Consider the following 20,844-nt stretch of genomic DNA (forward strand, 5'->3'; position numbering starts at 1 on the left):
GTTCTTGAGCGAGCGAACAACAAAAACAGCCGGGCTCTCGCTCGTGACGGTGCCGAGCGTTAGCGAGGCGCTGTTATGAGCGAGAATTCGTCGTGGGAGCATGGGGGAATGCGCCTTACCGTCCTCGGGTGCTCGGGCAGTGTGTCCGGCCCGGACTCCCCAGCGTCGGGGTACCTACTGACCGGGCCGGATATGTCGCCGGTGGTCATCGATTTCGGACCCGGCGTGCTCGGCGCATTGCAGCGCTACGCCGATCCCGGTGAGGTCGATATCTTCCTCACGCATCTGCATGCCGATCACTGCCTGGATCTGCCCGGACTGCTGGTCTGGCGGCGCTACCACCCGTCACCTCCGGTGGGACAGGCGATCGTGCGCGGTCCGTCCGATAGCGCGGTGCGCATCGGCAATGCGTCCGCCGAGATCGGCGGCGCATGCGACGACTGGTCCGACGTCATCGATCACCAGACGTGGGTCGAGGGCGAAGCGATCGAATTCGGTCCGGGCCATACGGTGCTCGCGCGTCGGATGTATCACCCGCCGGAGTCGTACGGGCTGCGCATCGTGACCGCGACCGGGCGGACCTTCGTCTACACCGGCGACACCGCGATGTGCGATGCGGTACTCGAACTCGCGCAGGGCGCCGACATTCTCATGTCGGAGGCGTCGTGGACGCACGATCCGGCCAACCGGCCGCCCGGCATTCATCTTTCCGGCACCGAGGCGGGCATTATCGCCGCGCGTGCGGGCGTGAAAGAGCTGCTGCTCACCCACATTCCGCCGTGGACCTCCCGCGAGGACGTGATCGCCGAGGCGAAGGCGCAGTTCTCCGGACCGGTGCACGCCGTCGCACCGGGCGAAACCTTCGACATCTGACCGCCTGCCGCGCGCGGTTGGCCATGTGACTAGGCTTGGCGCGTGTCGAGACGAGCCGATGGCAGGGCGGACGATGAGCTCCGCGAGGTACGGATCACCCGTGGCTTCACCACGCATCCAGCCGGTTCGGTGCTGGTGGAGTTCGGGCAGACCCGGGTGATGTGCACCGCGAGCGTCACCGAGGGCGTGCCCCCGTGGCGTCGTGATTCCGGACTCGGCTGGCTCACCGCCGAATACGCGATGCTGCCCGCGGCCACGCATACCCGTAGCGGGCGGGAATCGGTGAAGGGCAAGGTCGGCGGGCGCACCCAGGAGATCAGCCGGTTGGTCGGCCGGTCGCTGCGGGCATGCATCGACCTGGCGGCCATCGGTGAGAACACCATCGCCATCGACTGCGATGTGCTGCAGGCCGACGGTGGCACTCGGACCGCGGCCATCACCGGCGCGTATGTCGCGCTCTCGGATGCGGTCACCTACCTCGGTGCGGCGGGCGGATTGGCCGACCCGCAGCCGATCTCGTGTGCGATCGCCGCGGTGAGCGTGGGTGTCGTCGACGGCAGGGTGCGGTTGGACCTGCCGTACGAAGAGGATTCGCGCGCCGAGGTCGATATGAATGTGGTCGCCACTGATACCGGCACCCTGGTGGAGATCCAGGGCACAGGTGAGGGCGCCACCTTCCCGCGCTCCACCCTGGACAAGCTGCTCGACTCCGCACTCGCCGGCTGTGAGCGGCTGTTCGCCGTCCAGAAAGAGGCGCTCGCGCTGCCGTATCCGGGTGTGCTGCCGCAGCCTGCCGAGTCGAAGAAGAAGTGATGTCGCGCCGCGTCCTGGTCGCCAGTCGCAATGCCAAGAAGCTGAACGAACTGCGCCGGATCCTCGCCGACGCGGGTATCGCTGGCATCGAGATCGTCGGACTCGGCGATGTGCCCGCCTACGACGAGGCGCCCGAGACCGGCGCGACCTTCGAGGAGAATGCGCTGGCGAAGGCGCGCGATGGCGCGGCCGCCACCGGATTGCCCTGTGTCGCAGACGATTCCGGGATCGCGGTGGACGCGTTGAACGGTATGCCCGGCGTGCTGTCGGCGCGCTGGTCCGGTGTGCACGGCGACGACGCGGCCAATAATGCCCTGCTGCTCGCCCAACTCGGTGACGTACCGGACGAGCGGCGCGGCGCACAGTTCGTCTCCACCTGCGCGCTGGTGGTGCCCGGCGGCACCGAGATCGTGGTGCGCGGTGAATGGCCGGGCGTGATCGGCCGCAAGCCCGTGGGCGACGGTGGATTCGGCTACGACCCGCTGTTCATTCCGACAGGCGGCGATATCACCGCTGCCCAGCTGACGCCCGCCGAGAAGGATGCCGTGTCCCATCGCGGTCGCGCGCTGACTCAGCTGCTCCCGGCACTCGCGGCCCTCGCTGAGGCCTGAGTCAGCCGTACGCTCGAGAGGCTGCAACCGCTGCGGATCCTCCCGGCGACGGATGTGTGCCGCGCGACGGGCGGTGATTCCCTGAGGGTCGGGTCGCGCGGCGGGGTGCGGCGTTAGGGGTGGGTCAGAGGTCGAAGTCTTGCTTCACCTTGTTCGCGTTGACGTGCTCGACGAAGAAGGACAGCAGGGGGATGGTGCCTGCGATGAGGGTGCCGACGGTGCGCGGGATCGGCCAGCGCACCTTGACCGCGAGGTCTGCGGTAACCAGCAGGTAGACGAAGTAGACCCAGCCGTGCACGACGGCGATCCAGTTCGGGGTGTGCACATCAAAGCCGTACTTGACGATCATTTCGCCGGTGAGCAGCAGCAGCCACAGACCCGTCGTCCAGGCGAGTACCCGGTAGCGCAGGAGTGCGGGCTTGATCTTCGCGACGTCGGTCGCCCTTGGCTCGGGGGTGAGCGTCGCGGCGGATTCGGTCGAGTTCTCGCTGGTGGTCAACCGGCGCTCCTCTGTGTGTCGTGGGCGAGGCCCGCGTCCCGGACGTGTTGGTCGATATCTTGTGCGTGCAGCTCGGCCAGATATTTGTTGTATTCGGCGAGCACCGGGTCATCGTCGCGGGCAGCTTTGGGCCGCTCGGGCAGCAGTCCGGCCGGAATCTCGCGCGGCGCGTCGACTTTCGTGGGTCGGCGCGCCTTCGCGGGAGCCGGTTCAGCTTCCGGCTCCTTATCCGCTTCGGATTCCAGCCGCACGAACCGGAAGTAGGCGAAGACCGCGAATCCGGCGAACAGCGGCCACTGCAGTGCGTAGCCGAGATTCTGGCCGGTGCCGCTCGCGGATTCGAACCGCTCCCACTGCCACCACCCCAACGCCAAGCAGGCGAGGGCGGCCACTATCACCAGCACGATCAGGGCTGGGCGATTGTGTGCCGAGCGGCGAGGTGGAGCGGACACGCATACCACGGTACCTGTCTACTACACGGTACGTAGGAGCAGGTCGAATCAGCGGTCGGGCCTCAGAACTTGTAGGTGATCCCGGTCATGCGCTCGGATTCCTCCCACAGTCGGCGCAGCAGTTCGGGATTGTTCGACAGCTTGCTCGACGGCGAGGGTTCGACCGGGCCCTGGCTCTGGAACAACCGGTTCGGCCCCCAGTAAGTGGTGGGATCGGCATCGGGCATGGTGGCCGCGAAGAGGGTGGAGTGGGCGGCCTTGGCCGGGGCATGGCCGATGATGCGGATGAAAGGCTTGCTGATCCGGTCGAGTGGGGTTTCGGTCCTTGCGAACAGATCGGTTGCCGAGACGCCTGGGTGTACCGCGTAGGAGCGTTTGTCGGAGCCCGCCTCGGTCAGCCGCCGTTGCAGTTCGCGGGCGAACATCAGGTTGGCCAGCTTGGACTGGGCGTAGGCGAGGTTGCGCTGGTAGCGGCGGTTCTCGTAGTTGAGATCGTCGATCCACAGCTTCGGGGTCTGCTTGTGCGCGATGCTCGCCAGGCTCACCACCCGATCCCGGAGGCGATCCAACAGCAGCCCGGTCAGCGCGAAATGGCCGAGGTGGTTGACGCCGAACTGGGTTTCGAACCCGTCCTTGGTGCGTGAGAACGGAATGTTCATCAGGCCGGCGTTATTGATGAGCACATCGAATTCGCCGGTCTTGTCGACGAATTCGCGCACCGATGCCAGATCCGCCAGATCCAGCTGCTCCACCCGGACGTCGCCATCGATCCGGTCGGCGATCGGCTGCGCCTTCGCGACGTTGCGGCAGGCCATGATCACGGTGCCGCCCTTGCTCGCCAGCACCGAGGTGGTCTCGACACCGAGGCCGCCATTGGCTCCGGTGACGATGAAGGTGCGCCCACTCTGGTCGGGCATATCTTTCGGGTTCCACGCCATGAGCCGACCTTACTTCGGAGTAAGTTGCAGCGGAAGGGCGACACGCAATCCGGACCTTCGATCACCCTGCGCTGGTGTAGGCATGGGGCCGCCAACGGTGCGTTCTCGGTGATTGCTGTCGTGTCGCTGGGAGGAGGAGGGGAGTGGTGGGTGGCCCTACTTGGGGAATGAGCGGTGCGGTTGCTGTCGCTGAGAATACTTCGGAGCCGTTGGGTCGGAGCAAGACGAATGCCGTGTTTGCCACGATTGTGCTCGGGATGTTACTGGCGGCGCTGGATCAGACGATCGTGTCGACCGCGTTGCCGACGATCGCTGCCGATCTGGGCGAGGCAGGGCATATGGCGTGAGTGGTTACGGCCGCCGATCTACGGCCGGGTGATCGGCTGCGGCTATCTCGCCGAAGATGGTGTGGCACTGCGACTTACCGGACAGCGCGAGGTCGACCGGATCCAGGCATCGTGGCGGCGCTGGTTCGATACCGAGCTCGACGATTGGGGCTGCGCCGATCCGACCGACCGTGCGCTGTTGGATCGGGCCCTGGGGAAGCCGCCAAGCTGAAGACGCCAGAGAACACGAGCCGGTCCACGCCCAGTACTTGTGCCCAACTACTCGTAGACGTATATTCGTAGACGAGTAAGGAGGTGTCCATGGTGGCGAAGCGCAAGGTGAACAATCTGCTGGCGCTGGCGGTGCTCGCGACCGTCATCGAACGGCCGATGCACCGCTACGAAATCGCCTCGCAGATGCGTGAGCGCGGCAAGGACCGCGATATGGACATCAAATGGGGCTCGCTTTACACCGTCGTGCAGAACATGGAGAAGGCGGGCTTCCTGGAGGTCGTCGGCAGTGAGCGCGACGGCGCTCGGCCGGAACGCACGATCTATGCGATCACCGATGCCGGTCGCACCGAAATGGCTGACTGGACAAGAGAATTGATTGCCGAGCCGGAGCTGGAACACCACCGGTTCACGGCCGGACTCTCCGTCGTGGCGGCGCTGCCGCCGGATGAAGTCGTCGAGTTGCTCGGCCGGCGCATCGACGCGCTGGGTCGCATCATCGAGGCTGCGCGCCGAGAACTCGATCAACTGGCTGCCGCCAATCTGCCCCGGCTTTTCGTCGTCGAAGCCGAATATGGTGTGGCGATGCTGGAGGCCGAGGTGGCGTGGGCTGCGTCGCTGCGTGACGAGATCGCCGCGGGCAGCTTCCCCGGCGTGGATCTCTGGCGGCATATGCATGTCGCAGGCATGTCGCCCGCCGAGGTCACGGAGCTGGTGGAAAGGGGGATGACGGAGTAGACGTCCCGCTCTCGGCCCGGTCCGTACCGGGCGGAGTGAATTGTCGAGACCGGGCCCGGCGGGGTGCGGCAACACCGCCGCCGAGCCCGATGTAACCGTCTCGAACCGCGTCCGCATGCGCGCACCCGGCTGCAAGGCTGGCAACCACAGGATAACTGGGTGTGCGATCGGACGGTCGGTTCGGGCTTCGAAGAACCCGTATCGCACATAACTGGAGTACACCCATGTCCAAAACAGAAACGGCCATTGTTATCGGCGGCGGTATCGCCGGACCCGTCACCGCCACCGCATTGCACAAGGCGGGCATTGCCGCTCGCGTCTACGAGGCCTATCCCGGTCCGACGTTCGGTATCGGCAGCGGGTTGGCATTGGCACCGAATGGTGTTGCCGCCCTTGACATTATTGGTGCAGGCGACCGCATTCGCGCCATCGCGAGTCCGATATCGCATACGCAGCTTTCGGTGGGCGGCAAAGTGTTGCAAATGCCGGAAATGCCCGACGTGCCGTCATTGAAGATGGTCGACCGCAACGAATTGCACCGCGAACTGCACGATCACGCGGTTGCCGCGGGGATTCCTTTCGAATACAACAAGCGAATCGTGCGCGTCGACGAGGACGCGGACGGCATCACCGCGCATTTCGCCGATGGCAGTAGCGCAACCGCGGATGTGCTGATCGGCGCGGACGGCATTCGATCCACGGTGCGCGGTCTCATCGACCCGAATAATCCGGGACCGGAGTACACCGGGATGATCGGATTCGGTGCGATGCTCGACAGCGATTTCGGAATTCCCTCGGAGACAATGGTTTTCGCGTTCGGTAAGAAGGCGTACTACCTCTACGGAACCGTCGAGGGCAATAGGGTCATGTGGGGTGCGAATCTGCCGCACAAGGAGTATCTGTCGCTGACCGAGGCTCGCGCGATTCCGGCCGAGCACTGGTTGGCAATCCTGCGGGAGACCTACGCCGAGGACACTCCGGGCGGTGAATTCGCCCGCAGGACCACTGCGGAAAACCTGGAAACGACTGGCGCACTGCACATTATGCCGCCGGTGCCGACCTGGTATCGGGGCCGCATGGTGTTGGTCGGGGATTCGGTGCACGCGCCGTCCAACAGTTCTGGGCAGGGGGCGTCGCTGGCCATCGAGAGTGCGGTGCAGTTGGCGCGGTGTCTGCGGGACCTGCCCGATCACACCTCGGCCTTCGCCGCCTATGAAGGGGTGCGGCGGCCGCGGGTGGAGGGTGTCGCGGCGCGGGCGCGCAAGATCAACCACAGCAAGACGCCGGGACCGGTGGCGCGGCGGATGATGTCCTTGCTGATGCCGCTGCTTATCAAGGCGATGAACCCGGAGAAGACCATGGGTGTCGAGCAGCGGTATCGGATCGAGTGGGATGCGCCGGTGCAGCAGGAGTTGGCGACCGCGAAGGCGTAGTGCTGGTGCTGCCTGTCTCTTCCGGGGACGGGCAGCACTATTTCGAACCCGGCGGCCGGTTCGTCCGTAACGTAGGAGATGGGAATTGAAAGACAAAGGGGGGATAGATGGTGCATACCGATCCTGCGTTGCAGCTGACCGGGCTCTATAAGCGATTCGGCGGCCCGTGGGTCGTCGACGATGTCGGCCTCACGGTGCCGCCGGGCTCGTTCTTCGGGCTGGTCGGCCCGAACGGTGCGGGCAAGACCACCACCTTGTCGATGGCCTGCGGACTGTTACGGCCGGACGCCGGACAGGCGCGGATCTTCGGCGTCGACGTTTGGGCCGATCCGGTCGCGGCGAAGACTTTGGCGGGCGTGCTGCCGGACGGCCTTGCGCTACCGGAGCGCCTGACGGGCCGAGAACTATTGACCTACACCGGTTTACTGCGCGGTCTGCCCGCGAATACGGTGGCCGAACGTGCCGATGAACTGCTCGGAGTCTTCGAATTGACCGGTGCCGAACGGACTCTCGTCGTCGATTACTCCGCGGGTATGCGCAAGAAGATCGGGTTGGCCACGGCGCTGCTGCACGCACCGAAACTACTGGTGCTCGACGAACCGTTCGAGGCCGTGGATCCGGTGTCGGCGAGCACGATTCGCACAATTCTGCAGCGGTTCGTCGCGGCGGGCGGTGCGGTGGTGCTGTCGAGCCATGTGATGGCGCTGGTGGAGAACCTGTGCGATCGGGTAGCGGTGATCACCGCCGGGCGAGTGGTGGCCGCGGGCACGCTCGACGAGGTGCGCGGGGACAGTACCTTGGAGGCGGCGTTCGTACATCTGGTCGGTGGCCGAGTCGGCGGGGAGGACGGGCTGTCGTGGTTGGCGTCCTGATTCGGATGCGGTTGCTGCTGACCAAGCGTGCTCTGGGCAACGGCTGGCAGGGCGTCACCTTCGTCAGCGGTGTGGTCATCGGCGTCGTATTCGCGCTCGGTACAGCGGGTCTCATCGGATTCGGGGTGCGGGACGGCGACGTGGGCGGTGGTGTCACGGTGGCCGCTGCGTGGTATGGAATATGGACGCTCGGCTGGCTGTGCGGTCCGGTATTGATGGGCAGCAGCGATGAGACCGTGCAGCCCGAACATCTGCGGCTGTTGCCGCTGAGTCATCGACAGTTGGCCACCGGGCTATTGGCGGCGGCGTTCGTGGGGCCTGCGCCGGTGATCAATCTGCTGGCGTTCGCTGGACTGGTTGTGCTTGCGGCGCAACTGAGTTGGGCTGCCGTCGGGGTCGCGGTGGTCGGTGTGGTGCTGCAGTTGTTATTCGTCGTGGTGCTCTCGCGGGTGGTGCTGGCGTGGATCGGTGCCGCGATGCGTTCGCGGCGGGGACGCGATCTCGGGGTACTGCTGGCGGGTCTCGCCGGTTTGGCCTACTACCCGATGAGTTTCCTGCTGAATCATGTGGATGCGGTGCGGGAATCGGCACCGTGGTTGGCGAATCTGTTGCGCGTGTTGCCTTCCGGGTGGGCACCAGTTGCGGTGGGAGCGGCGGCGCGCGGTGACTGGTTGTCGGCAGTGGGCGCGTTGGTCGGGTTGTCGGCCTTGACAGGGGTGCTGTGGTGGGCATGGTCTGTGCTGTTGCGGAGGCGGTTGACCGCGCCGCTGGATTCGGTATCCGGCGCGGGCGGGCGTGGGATGCTGCTGAGTCGGGTGCGGACGTCCGGGCCGGTGGGTGCGGTGGTGGTCAAGGAGTTGCGAACCTGGTCGCGAGATAGCCGACGCCGGGCGGCGCTGTTGCCCGTGCTGCTGGTGGGTGCCCTGCTGCCGGTGTTTCCGGCAATACAGGGCGACGGTTCGGGCGGCGTGGCGTTCGCGGGTGTGAGTGCCGCGTGGTTCGCGGGCCTGGCCGCCAATAACCTCTACGGCTACGACGGCACCGCACTCTGGCAGACACTGGTGACTCCCGGCGCGGTGCGCGCCGATGTGCGCGGACGACTGCTGGCCCTGCTGCTGGTGATCGGGCTGCCGTCTGTGCTGCTCGCAGTTGTGCTGCCGGGCGCGCTCGGCCGTTGGTCGATGTATCCGTGGACGCTATCGCTACTTTTCGCTGTCCTCGGCGTCGGCGCGGGCTCGGCCGTATTCCTGTCGGTGACCGCGCCCTACCCGCTACCACCGCGCACCGGAAACCCCTTCGCCTCCTCCGGAAACCCAGGCTGCGCAAAGGCTTTGGTGCAAGTCGCCACCAGCTTGGGCCAACTGGTCGCGCTGATCCCGGTCCTGATCGTGCTGCTCATCGGCCTAGCCCTCGACATCACCGCCGTACTGTGGCTGGCCCTACCGGTCGGGATTGCGATCGGGATCATCGCAGCTGTGCTCGGTGCGCGTCTCGCCGAAGAGCGATTGTCCGCCCGCGGACCAGAAGTTCTTGCGGCTGTGCAGCCGCGTTGATGCTCGCATCGCGCGGCCACCAGGTCTTGTCTCGAAGTGGTGGGCGTCCATCGAGCCGAGTCGAATGGTGGTACTGAACCCTGTCCGGAACCGGATGGTGCCTCGGAGAGTGACTTCCAGACAGGCCATAGCCGGATGGCTGGGACAATCCGCGTATGCCCCCTGGTCACGCCCCGCTCTAATCGAATGGCAGAAGTCGCGGCAGGAATTCGAACGACGGGCCGTGGGATAGGGATCGGCTGGTCGAGTATTGGGAGAGAAATACACTTGTTGGGTGGGCGATAGGGATTCCGATGGCAGTTTCGATCTGAATCAGCTGCGGACGTTCCTGGCGGTGCATCGCGCCGGATCAATTACGGCGGGAGCGCGGTTGGTGGGGTTGTCGCAGCCGACGGTGACGACGCAGTTGCCGCGCGCACGTGGTAGGTCACTGCTGAGGTGGGTGTCGGTTCCGGGTGCGCGCAGGTTTTGCCGCCGCCAATGCGCAGCGACCTGTCCGTGGCGGGTTTGCGCGTTGGCGGAACCACCTGGTGAGTCATTGCGGAGATGGGGCGTAGGTTTTGTGCGCTTGCGCCTGACGCTGTTCGGAGCGGCGGCGGAGGTATTCGGCGGTTCGGTCGTCGGCGGGGAGGAAGGCTTCCAGGTGTAGTTCGGAGAGGGTTATGTCTACGGCAGTGGCGAAGCTGGTGATGGTGGTGATGAGGCGGAGTTCGCCCTCGGGGGTGGTCAGGCGGAGCGGGACGGCGAAGCCGAGGTGGTCGGGGCCGGGGGTGGCGGCGGGGAGGTAGCTTTCGAGCTCGGCGATGAAGTCGTCGAGGCGGGGGTCGGGACTGCGTAGGGCCTTGCCGCGCAGGCTTTCGGTGACGTGGCGGCCCCATTCGGGGAGGTTCAGCACGCGTCGTGCCAGGCCGTCGGGGTGTAGGGCGAGGCGCAGGACATTGATCGGCGGGTTGATCAGTTCCGTGGCGGCCCCCTCGGTGAGGATGTCGAAGGCGGCATTGGCGGCGACCAGTCGGCCGTAAGGGCGGGTGACAACGGCGGGGTAGGGCAGATGCCCGTCGAGAATGCGCTCCAAGGCGACCCGCACCGGACCCAATTCCGGTGTGTCCAAGTCGGATTCGGGGAAGATTGGGGCATATCCCGCGGCGAGCAGCAGGGCATTGCGCTCGCGCAGCGACAGTTCCAGCGATTCGGCCAGCCGCACCACCATGGTGCGTCCCGGGCGCGAGCGCCCCTGTTCCAGGAAGCTCAGATAGCGCTGGCTGGTGTCCGCGCGAATAGCCAGGTCGAGCTGGCTCACATGTCGCTGCGTGCGCCAATGCCGCAACTGCTGAGCGAACGGATTCGGCTCCACCACTGTCGTCATGAATTCAGTGATATCCGACCCGCGGTGTCCGCGCCATTCCCCGGAGGGAATCACCGAACCCGCATCGGATGTCATTCCCTGCAGGGAATCGCGCCACAACGCCGCGCTCGCAAAACTCAGTGCCATGAGCAACCAAGACCTGAGCCGTTTCGCCGAGCGCTACATGTCCCAGTGGAACGAATCCGATCCGGAGATCCGCCGCAAGCTGATCCACGAGATTTGGGCACCCGAAGGTGCACAGACCCTGGTCGACCCACCGGTGGAGATCCGCGAGGCGGCGGCGAACCTGAACTTCGCCGTACCTGCCCTGGAAGTGCGCGGCCACGACGCGATGGAAGCCCGGGTGTCCCGCGCCTACGAGATGTTCGTGGCTCCCGGCGAGTACATCTTCGAGGTGGGGGCGGCCACCGGGTTGCCCGCCGGTCTGATCGGCCTGCCTTGGTCGATGGTTTCGCGCGCCGACGGTTCCGTCGCGGGCGGCGGTTACGAGGTGATCGGGCTCGACTCGGATGGTCGCATCACCTTCGACCACCAATTCATCGAAGGCGTGCGATGACCGAAGTGGCGACCTTACGGTTCAGCCGGATAGTGCGCACCGCCGACGGTGGCTCCCGATTCGTCGATGCGGAACTCGCACTGACCGGTCGAACCGTCGCGGCGGGCGTACCCGCGATGGCCGTCGCCGGAATGTCGGCGGCGGCGACCGTAACCTACTTGCGCAGTGCGCAATTCGACAGCGAACCGCATCCGGCTCCAGCACAGCAATGGGTTGTGATGCTGCGGGGCGTAATCGAAGTGACCACGAGTGACGGCGCTCAGCGCAGATTCGGCCCCGGCGACCTCGTCCATGTCGAGGACACCGACGGCCGCGGCCACATCACCACTGGTGTCGGAGAAGCGCCCTACGAGGCGCTCTTCGTGCCTACCACAGAAAGCAGATCATGAAAGCCATGAAAGCCATGAAAGCCATTGCCTACCACCTCGATCCACTACAGGGGCGCGCCGGTTTGACCGCGCGGGTGCAAGAACTGCCGCAGCCGGGACCGAATCAGGTGGTCATCAGGGTGCGGGCGGCCTCACTGAACCGGCGGGATCTCATGCTGATGGACGGTATCTACCCGCTGCCCGCGACCCCGGGCATCGTCCCGCTGTCCGATGGTGTCGGTGAGGTTATCGCCCTGGGCGACAATGTGACTCGCGCCGCGCTCGGCGACCGGGTGACCGCGTCGTACTTCGTGCGTTTCATCAATGGCCCGCAGCGACTGGCGCAGGTCGCTGAACAGTACGGCGCCAACTACAACGGCATGCTAGCCACCTATGCGGTCATCGAAGAGGATTCTGTGGTGCACGTGCCCGAACATCTCACCGATGTCGAGGCGGCCACGCTGACCTGCGCGGGAGTCGTCGCGTGGGCGTCGCTGACCACACCGGTGCCGGTGTCTTCGGGGCAGACGGTACTTACCGTCGGCAGCGGTACCGTCGCGTTGTTCGCCGTGCAGCACGCGAAAATGCTTGGTGCCAGGGTTATTTCGATAACGTCCGGCACGGAGAAGGCGGAGCGACTGCACAAGCTCGGCGCGGACGAGACCATCGACCGCAACGCGACGCCGGACTGGGACGAGAAGGTGCTCGAGCTCACCGACGGCCACGGCGTCGAACATGTGGTGGAGGCCGTCGGACTGCCAACCCTGTCGAAATCGGTGCGTTCCGCAGGCTACAACGCGACGATCACCATGATCGGCGCATCGCAGCTGCCGGAGGGAGAGACATTCGAGAATCCGTTCGTCGGACCGTATCTCGCGATCCGCCGGATCGCGGTCGGCAGCCGGGACGATTTCGAGGCGATGAACCGCGCCATCACTGCCCATCGCATGCGCCCCGTCATCGATCGGACCTTTCCGCTCGACCAGGCGGTGGAGGCGTACCGCTACTTCCGCGAGGACAATCCGTTCGGCAAGGTCGTCATCACCATGCCGTAGGCCTGTGGATCAGGCCTCGAAGGGCACGATATTGCCTGCTGCATCGCGGGTTCCGGCGGTAGCTTCGATCGCGGCCGCCAACTCGGCGACGGTGGTCCAGGTGCGCGGCGGCTCCGCCTCGAGATTGCCGATGGTGTACCAGGTCTCGGTTTTGCGATAGCGGACCAGACCTTTACCCGTCGCATCGACGGTCACATCGAGCTCGCCGGAGACCGTCCCTTCCTCTTCGGTCATGACGGCGGCCTTGGCGGAAATCTCGATGATGTCGCTTATTTGAACTCTCCTCGACTGACGCAGTCGGCGACTGCGTTGCGCAGTGCGGTGTGTTCGGCGGGATCAACGTTCAGCGCGTATTTTACTTTGATCTTGACGTAATGCTCGAGATAGCCACACCGGAATTTTCCCGGCGGCAGGTAGTTCGCGACGTCTTGGTCACCCTTGGACCTGTTGGCGGAGGGATCGGAGGCGATCAGATTGACGGAGTCGTTGGCAATCCGGCGGCGGGTATCTTCATCGCGCTTATTCGCACCCGAACGCCACGCCTCGGCCAGCGGCACGATGTGTTCGGCGTCGACTCCGGCCGGGTCGGTTATGAACTTGTACGGCTTGAGCTTTCCGGTCTTGGAATCCAGTACGCCGTACTGGTCCTGCCAACCACCGCCGCGGCCGACGGTGAGCTCACAGGTTTTCGGGTCGAGTTTGACCGAGCCCGTCGCGTCGCGGAGCATCATCACGTCACGGCTGGTGCACTTGCTGTACTGCGTGAAGTCCGGGCCGAAGCCGTGCTCGGGCTTATTGGTATCCCAGTGCGGGAACTTCTCCCGGCTGTAGCCTTCCATCGACTCCTCGGGCGCATCGACGAGCTGGCCGAGCAGATCGTTGATGTCCTTGCCGGACGCCGTTGTGACATCCGCCGGTCCGGATCCCTTGCCGGTCTTACCGGTCCACTCGTCGATGAAGGAATAGCCAACGGCGACAACGACAGCCAAGACGATGGGTGCGCAAACAGCGAGTACACGACGCGCGGTGCGGGATGACAACCACTTCACAAAGATCGAACTTCCTAGCCTCGCACCGATGAATTTGTCGGGCGTCAAGCTACCTGCGGCCGATCGTCCCGTATGTGATTGTCGCGTATGACGTTCGGCACAGCTAGTCGAAGAACGCACGGCGTGGCAAGGGCACTCGACGGTAGACGCAGAACCACCCCTGGCTCGGCGTGCCGGCGCTGATCCAGGGGTGGTCGTGTCACGAATGAGCTCGTGCGCGGCCGAATGAATGGGCCGGTTGTCCAGGCCGGATGATCCATTCTCGCGGCGCCACGAGGCTGATGAGGGAAGTCTCGTCGGGCCGTGTCGTACTGCGGATAACTCCTCGTGACGATCTGTGTGAACTTCATTGTTCTTACGTAGAGAGACAGTAGATCATTCCAGATTCCTTTGCAATCGCTTTACTTAAGTCTGAGAATCTCCTGAATGGCGCGCCGGTCAGTTGAAACATGTACTGCTCACATACGGAAGTTAGGTTTACCTGCGGTTGTGGTGAGCGCGGCCGGGTGCCCGGCTTCCGGATGAGTGACGAGCGTCACATTCGATGGCGGTCACAATGCGGCCGAAACGTGTGTCGAAACCGGGTGCAGGCACAGAAGCCGGATCCAGGAAGGACCCACATCATGGCTACCGTCGACGTTCTCGACTCGTTCATCAACTACACCGACCTCGGTGCCGGTTCGGTACCGGTGGTGTTCCTGCACGGGAACCCGACCTCATCGCACCTGTGGCGCAATGTGATCCCGCATGTCGCCGATCAAACCCGGGTGCTCGCACCGGATCTGATCGGGATGGGTGCGTCCGGGAAGCCCGACAGCCCCTACCGCCTCGCCGACCACGCCCGCTATCTGGACGCCTGGTTCGACGCACTGGGCCTCGACCAAGTTGTCATCGTCGGCCACGACTGGGGTGGTGCGCTCGGTATGCATTGGGCGGCACGGCATCCCGAGCGCGTCCGGGGCATCGCACTGATCGAGACATTCCTGCGACCGATGCGCTGGGACGAACTTCCGCCGCTCGGCGCCGAACTTTTCCGGAAATTCCGGACGGCCGAGGGGGAGCGAATGGTGCTGGTGGAGAATACGTTCATCGAGTTCAACCTGCCGAGGGGCATTACCGACCTGTCGCAGGAAGATCACGACGTGTATCGCGCTCCCTTCCCGACGCCGGAATCGCGTAAGCCCATGCTGGCCTGGACGCGCGAATTTCCGTTGGAGGGCGAGCCTGCCGATGTGGTTGCGCTGGTGGAGAACTACGACCGGTGGGCGGCGGATTCGCCGGCGGTGCCCAAGCTCATCATGGCGCTCGACAATGGCGTCGGCCTCGGTTCGTCGGAGGTGATCGCATGGGCCGCCGAGACGTTCGCCAGCGCCGAGGTCGTCTCGGTCGGCGCGGCGGGACATCACGCACCGGAGGATCAGCCCGATGCCATCGGGACCGCGGTCGCGACGTGGTTGCGCGCGCACTCGTTGACGACGGCGACCACGAGTGCATGACTCCGGTGCGCCGCGCGGGTGCGGGGCACCCGCGCGGCGCATGTAGGACTTGCGTAACGCCGGAAACCGCCGAAGGATTGTGCGGTGGAACCCGAGCTATCGCACCCCGACCCGCCCAAGGCGGAAAACAGCGACGACATCGCTCGGGAGCGGCGGCTGGTCGATCGGGCGATCGCCGGGGAAGCGGCCGCCATCTCGGATGTGGTGCGGCAGCTACAGGATCCGCTGTACCGGCTGGCACTGCGCATGGTGTGGCGGCCCGCCGAAGCCGAGGACGCGACGCAGGAGATTCTGCTGCGAGTGGTCGGCAATCTCGCGACATGGCGAGGTGAGGCCAAGCTGCTGACCTGGGCCTACCGCATCGGCGTCAACTATCTGCTGAATCTCAAACGCCAGACGCCCCAGGAGGCGGCGCAGCTCAGCCTCGACGCATACCGCGACGGATTGGCGGACGGGCTCGCCGCCGACGACTATCGCGGACCCGAGGCCGAACTGCTCGCCCATGAGGTGCGGCTGAACTGCAGTCAAGCCATGCTGCAGTGTTTGGCCCGCGATGAGCGGGTTGCCTTTGTACTCGGTGACGTTTTCGAACTCGGCTCCGCCGATGCGGCCTGGATTCTGGGTATCACCGCCCCCGCATTCCGAAAGCGGTTGGAACGGGCCAAGAAACGCATCGGCACCTTCCTTAATGCGACCTGCGGCGTGGCCGATCCCGAGGCGTTCTGTCGCTGCTCGCGTCGGGTGGACAAGGCATTGGCGCTCGGACGCGTCGATCCGAAGCGGCCGGTATTCGCCCGACACGCGGTGAGTACGGGCGGCCGCAGCGTCACCGAGGTCGAACAGCAGATGATCCGACTGCACGACGCCGCCGCGGTAATCCGGCTGCACCCCGATTACGCTGCGCCGCAGGCGAAAATGGATGCGATCGCGGTATTGCTGAATTCGGGCAGGTTCCCGCTGCTCGACTGATTACGCGTTGGCTGGAAAGCGCACGTCGGTCAGTTCTTCGGATTTGGTCCACAAGGCGGCGGCGAGGTCGGCATTCGCCGCGGCCGAACTGCGGCCGACGACCTTCGGGTAGCCGCGGAATTCGAACCAGCTGTCCGGGCCGACGTAACTTCCCGGCGACAGCTGCTGGCTGGCGGCGAACAGGGTGGGCAGCGCGCCGAAACTCGCATCCTGGGCGAGCAGTTTATTGCCCACCTGCATGACCTCGTGCAGGATCCGGTTGCCGGAATGGCTCTGCAGATTCGTTGCGGACCAACCGGGATGGGCGCTGAGCGCGAGTCGAGATCCCGATTCGGTGAAGCGCCGCTGTAGTTCCAGGGTGAACAACAGATTGGCGAGTTTGGATTGCCCGTAGGCGGCGGCGGAGTTGTAGGTTCGGGTTTCCCAGTTGAGGTCGTCGAGGTCGATGCTGCCGCGGCGATGGGCCTGCGAGGAGACGGTCACCACGCGGTCGGTGATATGGGGCAGTAGCAGATTCGTCAGCGCGAAATGGCCGAGGTGGTTGGTGCCGAATTGGCGCTCGAAACCATCCTTTGTGCGTCCGGCGGGGACCAGCATGATGCCCGCATTGTTTACCAATACCTCGATATCGCCGGACCAGTCCGCGGCGAACCGGCGAATCGAGGCCAGGTCGGCGAGGTCGAGTTCGCGCACCTCGGTGTGGCCCGAAATGCTTTTCGCCGCTTCCTCGCCGCGTGCGATATCGCGCACCGCGAGTACGACGTGAGCGCCGACGCGGGCCAGTTCACGGGCTGTCACCAGGCCGATCCCACTATTTGCGCCGGTGACGATGACGGTGCGGCCGTCGAATCGGGGCAGATCTGCGGAAGTCCACTTTTGGTTCGTCATAGCGCCAATGTAGGCAGTGTCAACAAAGTAGTCAATGCCAACAATCGATCAGGCATCGGATATCCTGCAGCAACCATGAGTTTTGTCCGCTCCCGCTCCTATCACCACGGTGACCTGCGCGCCGAACTGCTTCAGCGCGCCGAGGCGACGTTGCGCGAGTCCGGTGTGGACGGGCTTTCGCTACGTCAGTTGGCCCGCGACCTCGGCGTCAGTCATGCCGCACCGAGCAGGCACTTCCGGGATAAGCAGACGCTGCTCGACGCGCTCGCGCTGGTCGGATTCGACCGGCTCGCCGCGGTGTACGGCGAGGGCGACCCGACCGGATCATTCTCCGAGCGGCTGCATGCCGTAGCGCGTGCCTACCTGAATTTCGCGATCGACAATCCGGCGCTGCTCGCGCTGATGTTCGCGCGCAAACACAGTCCGACCTCGGGCGAGGAAATGCTGGCGGCGGTGGGGCGGGCGTTCACCGTGCCCATCGCCTTGATTGCCGAGGGGCAGGCGCATGGCGAAGTCGTTGCGGGCGATCCGATGCGGATCGGTATCGCCGCCATTGCCGCACTGCAGGGGTTGGCCACCTTTGTCGGGTCCGGATTTGTCGAGGCCGAGAACGTGGAAGCGGCACTGACCGAAACGATTACCCAGCTGACCTACGGTTTGCGCCCCCGCGATTGACCTGCGCCCACCTACTCGAGGAGAATCGATGAGTTCGACCGTGACGGCACGGCACGCCTTCGACAGCGCAGTCGCGCTGACACCGGACGGCACCGGAAACTTCAGTGGTCGAACGACTCCCGAGTACGCCAATATGGTCGGCCCATTCGGTGGCATCACCGCGGCAACCATATTGCGTGCGGTACAACAACATCCGCAATGTCTCGGTGAGCCGATCTCGCTCACCGTCAACTTCGCGGGCCCGATTGCCGAGGGCCCCTTCACTATTGCGGCGCAACCGGTGCGAACCAACCGCACTACCCAGCACTGGACGCTATCGATGAGTCAGGACGGCGTCGTGACCACCACGGCCACCGCGGTTTTCGGCACCCGCCGCGAAACCTGGACCGCGACCGAAGCCACCGCACCGACCGCCCCGCCACCGGACACCATCGAACCGGACGCGCTGCCCGAATTCATTGCCTGGGTGGACAACTACGAAATGCGCTTCATCGAGGGCGGTATCACCCAACTCGACGGCGCTGCGGCACAACCGACTTCCACTACAACGCTCTGGGTCCGCGACCGGCCCGCGCGCCCGCTGGACTATCCGGCCCTGACCGCATTGAGCGATGTGTTCTTCCCGCGGGTCATGCTGCGACTCGGCCGAGTCGTGCCCGCCGGAACCGTCACGCTGACCGTGTATTTCCACGCCGACACCGACCGCCTCGCCGCCCAATCCGATCAGTCGCTGCTGGCCACCGCGCGCTCCCAGCATTTCGGCAAGGGATTCTTCGATCAGTCGGCCGAACTCTGGGCGCACGACGGTGGGTTGCTCGCGACTAGCCATCAGCTGGTGTATTTCAAGGCCTGACGGATCCGGCCGGTCGCAGTAGCGGCCCGATGAGTACACCGTGGATGGTCTTGGTAGCGACGACTGCCCAGGCACTGACCAGTCCGACATACAGCACGACCGCGGCGACGGCGAAGATATCGGCGCCGGTGTGTCCATAGAGCACAGTGCTGCCGGTAATGCAGGTGCCGAGCGGGAAGGTGAAGCCCCACCAGGTCAGATTGAACCGCAATTCGCCTGCGCGAGCGGTCTTTACGGTGACAGCGGCGGCCAGCGCCAGCCACATCATCGCGAACCCCCAGGTGACCACGCCGAAGATCACCGAGAAGACGGTCAGCCCCTTGGCATAGAGCTCGGGCAGTGCCGAGGGGCCGACATTGGCGAGCAGGCCTGCGGCAGTGACGGATTGGCCGAGCGGGCCGAGCACGAGCCAGAGGGTCGCCACCATGCCCGACTGCGGGACGCCGTAATGCACCAGGCGTGACCAGACCATGGTGGTAGTGACCAGCGCGGCGATCAGGCTCAGGCCGAACATGGCCAGGCACAGCAGGATCATGGTGAGCCGCAACTGGCCTTCGGGCAGATAGGGGACCAGTAGTGCTCCCATGGCGGCCGACACCATCGGCGGCACCACGGGCATCAACCAGCCACCGAAGGCGGCATCGGGCTCGATGTGGTGGTGGGTGAACATCCGGTAGGGAATGGCGACGGCGGTCAGCAGGCCGAGCGCGGTGCCGAGCGACCACAACACCCAATCGATGGCGAGTGCGGCATCGAGGCCGATCACCTCGCGGCCGAGCACCAGCGTGCCCCCACCAACGGTCACCAGTGCCATCGGCGGTGCGCCGTAGAAATGCGCCATGACCGGGTGGTCCTTGTGGCTGCGGGCCTGCTCCGGATAGCGCGTCCAGTGCACGACCCAGGCGGCGCTCAAAACCACCAGCAGTAGTGCGGCCAGCGCCCAGACAACCGTCGCCGCGCCGCGCAGTCCGGGGAACTGCAGCGGCAGCGTGGCGGCGGCATTGGCGACAATGCCGGTGCCCATGACGGCGGCGAACCAATTGGGTGCGAAGTGCCGCAGCGAGCGGCGCTGGGTCGCGGTCTGTCCGAGCTCGCCGAGCAGATGCCGCGGGGTTGCGGGGCGGAAGGTCGCTATGGCGGTCATGTGTTCAGATTCGTCTGCGTAGATAGTGTCGAGTAGCCACCGCGTACCTATGGATGCATAGACTCGTTCTATGCCCCTGTCGCCGCGTGTCCCTGATCTGGCCGCGCTCGACCTGCTGGTTTCGGTCATCGAACTGGGCAGTCTCGGACGTGCGGCGAAGGCGCACGGCATCAGCCAGCCCTCGGCGTCCTCGCGCATCCGCTATCTGGAGAAGTTGGTCGGGATGCCGGTGCTGGAGCGCACGACCCTCGGTTCCCGGCCCACCCCGGCCGGGGCATTGATCGCCGAATGGGCACGCGGAGTCGTCGATGCGGCCAAGCAATTGGACGCGGGCATCGACACCTTGCGTGCCGAGCGTGATTCGCAGCTGCGGGTGGCGGCGAGTCAGACCATTGCCGAATACCTGTTCCCCGGCTGGCTCATGATGCTGCGCACGACCGCACCTGGTACCGCGATCGCATTGCAGTCCGGCAATTCCGTCGAGGTCGCGCAGGCGGTGCTCGACGGCAAGGATGCCATCGGCTTCATCGAGAGTCCGCGGAATTTCCGTGGGCTGGAGAGTCATATCGTGGCCCGCGATCAACTGGTCGTCGTGGTCGCCCCGCAACACCGCTGGGCCCGCCAGGGCTCGGTCGACCTGGCCGAACTCGCTCGAACGGCGCTGATCCAACGCGAACTCGGATCCGGCACCCGGACCTGGTTCGAAAATGCTGTCGCGCGGGCCATTCCGGGCTGGGAACCCACCGTTGCGCTGGAACTTTCCTCCACCACCGCGATCAAAACCGCGGTCGCCTCCGGCGTCGGCCCCGCCGTCCTCAGCTCCCTGGCCGTAGCCCCCGAAATCGCCGCGGGCACCCTCGTTTCCCCGACCGTCACCGGCCTTGACCTGACTCGGACCCTGCGTGCCGTCTGGCCCGCGGGCAACCGCCTCACGGGCCCCGCCCGCGACCTCTACGTCATCGCCCGCCGCACCACCTAGCGCCAGTCCCGATAGCCTGCTGTGCCACCCGCTCCGGCTACTCGCCGAGCGTAGCGATATCGCGGTCGATGCGACGTGGGCGACCACCATTCGACTGCGTTCGACGG

The 20,844-nt window shown here is 65.3% G+C and carries 26 protein-coding genes; 18 read left to right on the forward strand and 8 right to left on the reverse strand.

From position 1 onward, the window contains the following. Positions 1-108: 108 nt before the first annotated feature. From AB0J47_RS33960 to rdgB, 3 genes are read left to right on the forward strand one after another with little or no spacing between them, the layout of a single operon-like run. Positions 109-873, forward strand: coding sequence for a cyclic nucleotide-degrading phosphodiesterase (locus AB0J47_RS33960; RefSeq protein ID WP_364355857.1), 765 nt, complete (start codon positions 109-111; stop codon positions 871-873). Between the two features lie 42 nt (positions 874-915). Next, positions 916-1,686 carry a ribonuclease PH gene (gene rph, locus AB0J47_RS33965; protein ID WP_364355693.1) on the forward strand — a complete coding sequence of 257 codons (771 nt, stop codon included), beginning with the start codon at positions 916-918 and terminating at the stop codon, positions 1,684-1,686. Continuing rightward, positions 1,686-2,297: an RdgB/HAM1 family non-canonical purine NTP pyrophosphatase gene (rdgB, locus tag AB0J47_RS33970; protein WP_364355696.1), complete on the forward strand. Its 612-nt coding sequence runs from the start codon at positions 1,686-1,688 to the stop codon at positions 2,295-2,297. The genes rph and rdgB overlap by 1 nt, the downstream gene beginning before the upstream one ends. A gap of 124 nt (positions 2,298-2,421) precedes the next feature. Here the strand turns inward: rdgB and AB0J47_RS33975 are convergent, their stop codons facing one another. From AB0J47_RS33975 to AB0J47_RS33985, 3 genes are all read right to left on the reverse strand, one after another. Then, on the reverse strand, positions 2,422-2,721 hold the full coding sequence (locus AB0J47_RS33975; RefSeq protein WP_364355860.1) for a DUF3817 domain-containing protein: 300 nt from the start codon (positions 2,719-2,721) through the stop codon (positions 2,422-2,424). Between the two features lie 71 nt (positions 2,722-2,792). Beyond that, positions 2,793-3,248, reverse strand: a complete 456-nt coding sequence (locus tag AB0J47_RS33980) for a transcriptional regulator (RefSeq protein WP_364355699.1) — start codon at positions 3,246-3,248, stop codon at positions 2,793-2,795. Between the two features lie 62 nt (positions 3,249-3,310). After that, positions 3,311-4,186 carry an oxidoreductase gene (locus AB0J47_RS33985; protein ID WP_364355702.1) on the reverse strand — a complete coding sequence of 292 codons (876 nt, stop codon included), beginning with the start codon at positions 4,184-4,186 and terminating at the stop codon, positions 3,311-3,313. A 167-nt stretch (positions 4,187-4,353) separates the two neighbouring features. On the opposite strand from AB0J47_RS33985, the gene AB0J47_RS33990 reads away from it, so the two are divergent. The 7 genes from AB0J47_RS33990 (at position 4,354) to AB0J47_RS34020 (ending at position 9,988) form a co-directional block, all read left to right on the forward strand. Further along, positions 4,354-4,533 (forward strand): hypothetical protein, encoded by a 180-nt coding sequence (locus AB0J47_RS33990; RefSeq protein ID WP_364355863.1) that lies wholly within the window; start codon positions 4,354-4,356, stop codon positions 4,531-4,533. Positions 4,534-4,561: 28 nt separating this feature from the next. Continuing rightward, a complete protein-coding gene (locus AB0J47_RS33995; protein ID WP_364355705.1) occupies positions 4,562-4,744 on the forward strand; it encodes a hypothetical protein in 183 nt (60 codons plus the stop codon). Between the two features lie 89 nt (positions 4,745-4,833). Next, complete coding sequence (locus AB0J47_RS34000) at positions 4,834-5,481, forward strand: PadR family transcriptional regulator (protein ID WP_364355708.1); 648 nt, start codon at positions 4,834-4,836, stop codon at positions 5,479-5,481. A gap of 224 nt (positions 5,482-5,705) precedes the next feature. Then, the gene (locus AB0J47_RS34005) at positions 5,706-6,914 is read left to right on the forward strand and encodes an FAD-dependent monooxygenase (RefSeq protein WP_364355711.1); all 1,209 of its coding nucleotides are present in this window, start codon (positions 5,706-5,708) and stop codon (positions 6,912-6,914) included. Between the two features lie 107 nt (positions 6,915-7,021). After that, positions 7,022-7,786 carry an ABC transporter ATP-binding protein gene (locus tag AB0J47_RS34010; protein ID WP_364355714.1) on the forward strand — a complete coding sequence of 255 codons (765 nt, stop codon included), beginning with the start codon at positions 7,022-7,024 and terminating at the stop codon, positions 7,784-7,786. After that, a complete protein-coding gene (locus AB0J47_RS34015; protein WP_364355717.1) occupies positions 7,771-9,339 on the forward strand; it encodes a hypothetical protein in 1,569 nt (522 codons plus the stop codon). Before AB0J47_RS34010 ends, AB0J47_RS34015 begins: the two co-directional genes overlap by 16 nt. Positions 9,340-9,613: 274 nt before the next feature. After that, the gene (locus tag AB0J47_RS34020) at positions 9,614-9,988 is read left to right on the forward strand and encodes a LysR family transcriptional regulator (RefSeq protein ID WP_364355720.1); all 375 of its coding nucleotides are present in this window, start codon (positions 9,614-9,616) and stop codon (positions 9,986-9,988) included. Here AB0J47_RS34020 and AB0J47_RS34025 read toward each other — a convergent pair. Next, positions 9,875-10,705 (reverse strand): helix-turn-helix transcriptional regulator, encoded by an 831-nt coding sequence (locus AB0J47_RS34025; protein ID WP_364355723.1) that lies wholly within the window; start codon positions 10,703-10,705, stop codon positions 9,875-9,877. The genes AB0J47_RS34020 and AB0J47_RS34025 overlap by 114 nt on opposite strands. Positions 10,706-10,829: 124 nt before the next feature. On the opposite strand from AB0J47_RS34025, the gene AB0J47_RS34030 reads away from it, so the two are divergent. From AB0J47_RS34030 to AB0J47_RS34040, 3 genes are read left to right on the forward strand one after another with little or no spacing between them, the layout of a single operon-like run. Next, entirely contained in the window at positions 10,830-11,261 is a 432-nt protein-coding gene (locus AB0J47_RS34030; protein WP_364355726.1) for a hypothetical protein, read from the forward strand. Continuing rightward, positions 11,258-11,650 carry a hypothetical protein gene (locus AB0J47_RS34035; RefSeq protein WP_364355729.1) on the forward strand — a complete coding sequence of 131 codons (393 nt, stop codon included), beginning with the start codon at positions 11,258-11,260 and terminating at the stop codon, positions 11,648-11,650. Before AB0J47_RS34030 ends, AB0J47_RS34035 begins: the two co-directional genes overlap by 4 nt. A 5-nt stretch (positions 11,651-11,655) precedes the next feature. Then, complete coding sequence (locus AB0J47_RS34040) at positions 11,656-12,684, forward strand: NAD(P)-dependent alcohol dehydrogenase (RefSeq protein WP_364355732.1); 1,029 nt, start codon at positions 11,656-11,658, stop codon at positions 12,682-12,684. 9 nt (positions 12,685-12,693) lie between these two features. Here AB0J47_RS34040 and AB0J47_RS34045 read toward each other — a convergent pair whose 3' ends face one another. Both AB0J47_RS34045 and AB0J47_RS34050 read right to left on the reverse strand, forming a co-directional pair. Beyond that, positions 12,694-12,918, reverse strand: coding sequence for a hypothetical protein (locus AB0J47_RS34045; protein WP_364355735.1), 225 nt, complete (start codon positions 12,916-12,918; stop codon positions 12,694-12,696). A gap of 35 nt (positions 12,919-12,953) precedes the next feature. Further along, positions 12,954-13,733, reverse strand: coding sequence for an HNH endonuclease family protein (locus AB0J47_RS34050; protein ID WP_364355738.1), 780 nt, complete (start codon positions 13,731-13,733; stop codon positions 12,954-12,956). Between the two features lie 623 nt (positions 13,734-14,356). On the opposite strand from AB0J47_RS34050, the gene AB0J47_RS34055 reads away from it, so the two are divergent. Together AB0J47_RS34055 and AB0J47_RS34060 are read left to right on the forward strand one after the other, a co-directional pair. After that, positions 14,357-15,229 (forward strand): haloalkane dehalogenase, encoded by an 873-nt coding sequence (locus AB0J47_RS34055; protein WP_364355741.1) that lies wholly within the window; start codon positions 14,357-14,359, stop codon positions 15,227-15,229. 84 nt (positions 15,230-15,313) lie between these two features. Continuing rightward, on the forward strand, positions 15,314-16,198 hold the full coding sequence (locus AB0J47_RS34060) for an RNA polymerase sigma factor (protein WP_364355744.1): 885 nt from the start codon (positions 15,314-15,316) through the stop codon (positions 16,196-16,198). On the opposite strand, the gene AB0J47_RS34065 is transcribed toward AB0J47_RS34060, so the two are convergent. Beyond that, the gene (locus tag AB0J47_RS34065; RefSeq protein ID WP_364355747.1) at positions 16,199-17,086 is read right to left on the reverse strand and encodes an oxidoreductase; all 888 of its coding nucleotides are present in this window, start codon (positions 17,084-17,086) and stop codon (positions 16,199-16,201) included. It lies immediately after the preceding gene. A gap of 75 nt (positions 17,087-17,161) precedes the next feature. On the opposite strand from AB0J47_RS34065, the gene AB0J47_RS34070 reads away from it, so the two are divergent. Together AB0J47_RS34070 and AB0J47_RS34075 are read left to right on the forward strand one after the other, a co-directional pair. Further along, positions 17,162-17,761 carry a TetR/AcrR family transcriptional regulator gene (locus AB0J47_RS34070; protein WP_364355750.1) on the forward strand — a complete coding sequence of 200 codons (600 nt, stop codon included), beginning with the start codon at positions 17,162-17,164 and terminating at the stop codon, positions 17,759-17,761. 28 nt (positions 17,762-17,789) lie between these two features. After that, positions 17,790-18,614: a thioesterase family protein gene (locus tag AB0J47_RS34075; protein WP_364355753.1), complete on the forward strand. Its 825-nt coding sequence runs from the start codon at positions 17,790-17,792 to the stop codon at positions 18,612-18,614. Here AB0J47_RS34075 and AB0J47_RS34080 read toward each other — a convergent pair. Beyond that, positions 18,604-19,758, reverse strand: coding sequence for a TDT family transporter (locus tag AB0J47_RS34080; RefSeq protein ID WP_364355756.1), 1,155 nt, complete (start codon positions 19,756-19,758; stop codon positions 18,604-18,606). The two genes, AB0J47_RS34075 and AB0J47_RS34080, sit on opposite strands and share 11 nt — an antisense overlap. 70 nt (positions 19,759-19,828) lie before the next feature. Here AB0J47_RS34080 and AB0J47_RS34085 point away from each other — a divergent pair, with 70 nt between their 5' ends. Next, the gene (locus tag AB0J47_RS34085; RefSeq protein WP_364355759.1) at positions 19,829-20,737 is read left to right on the forward strand and encodes a LysR family transcriptional regulator; all 909 of its coding nucleotides are present in this window, start codon (positions 19,829-19,831) and stop codon (positions 20,735-20,737) included. Positions 20,738-20,844: the final 107 nt, after the last annotated feature.

Origin of the sequence: Nocardia sp. NPDC049737 (assembly GCF_040674755.1) — a bacterium.
Lineage (GTDB): Bacteria > Actinomycetota > Actinomycetes > Mycobacteriales > Mycobacteriaceae > Nocardia.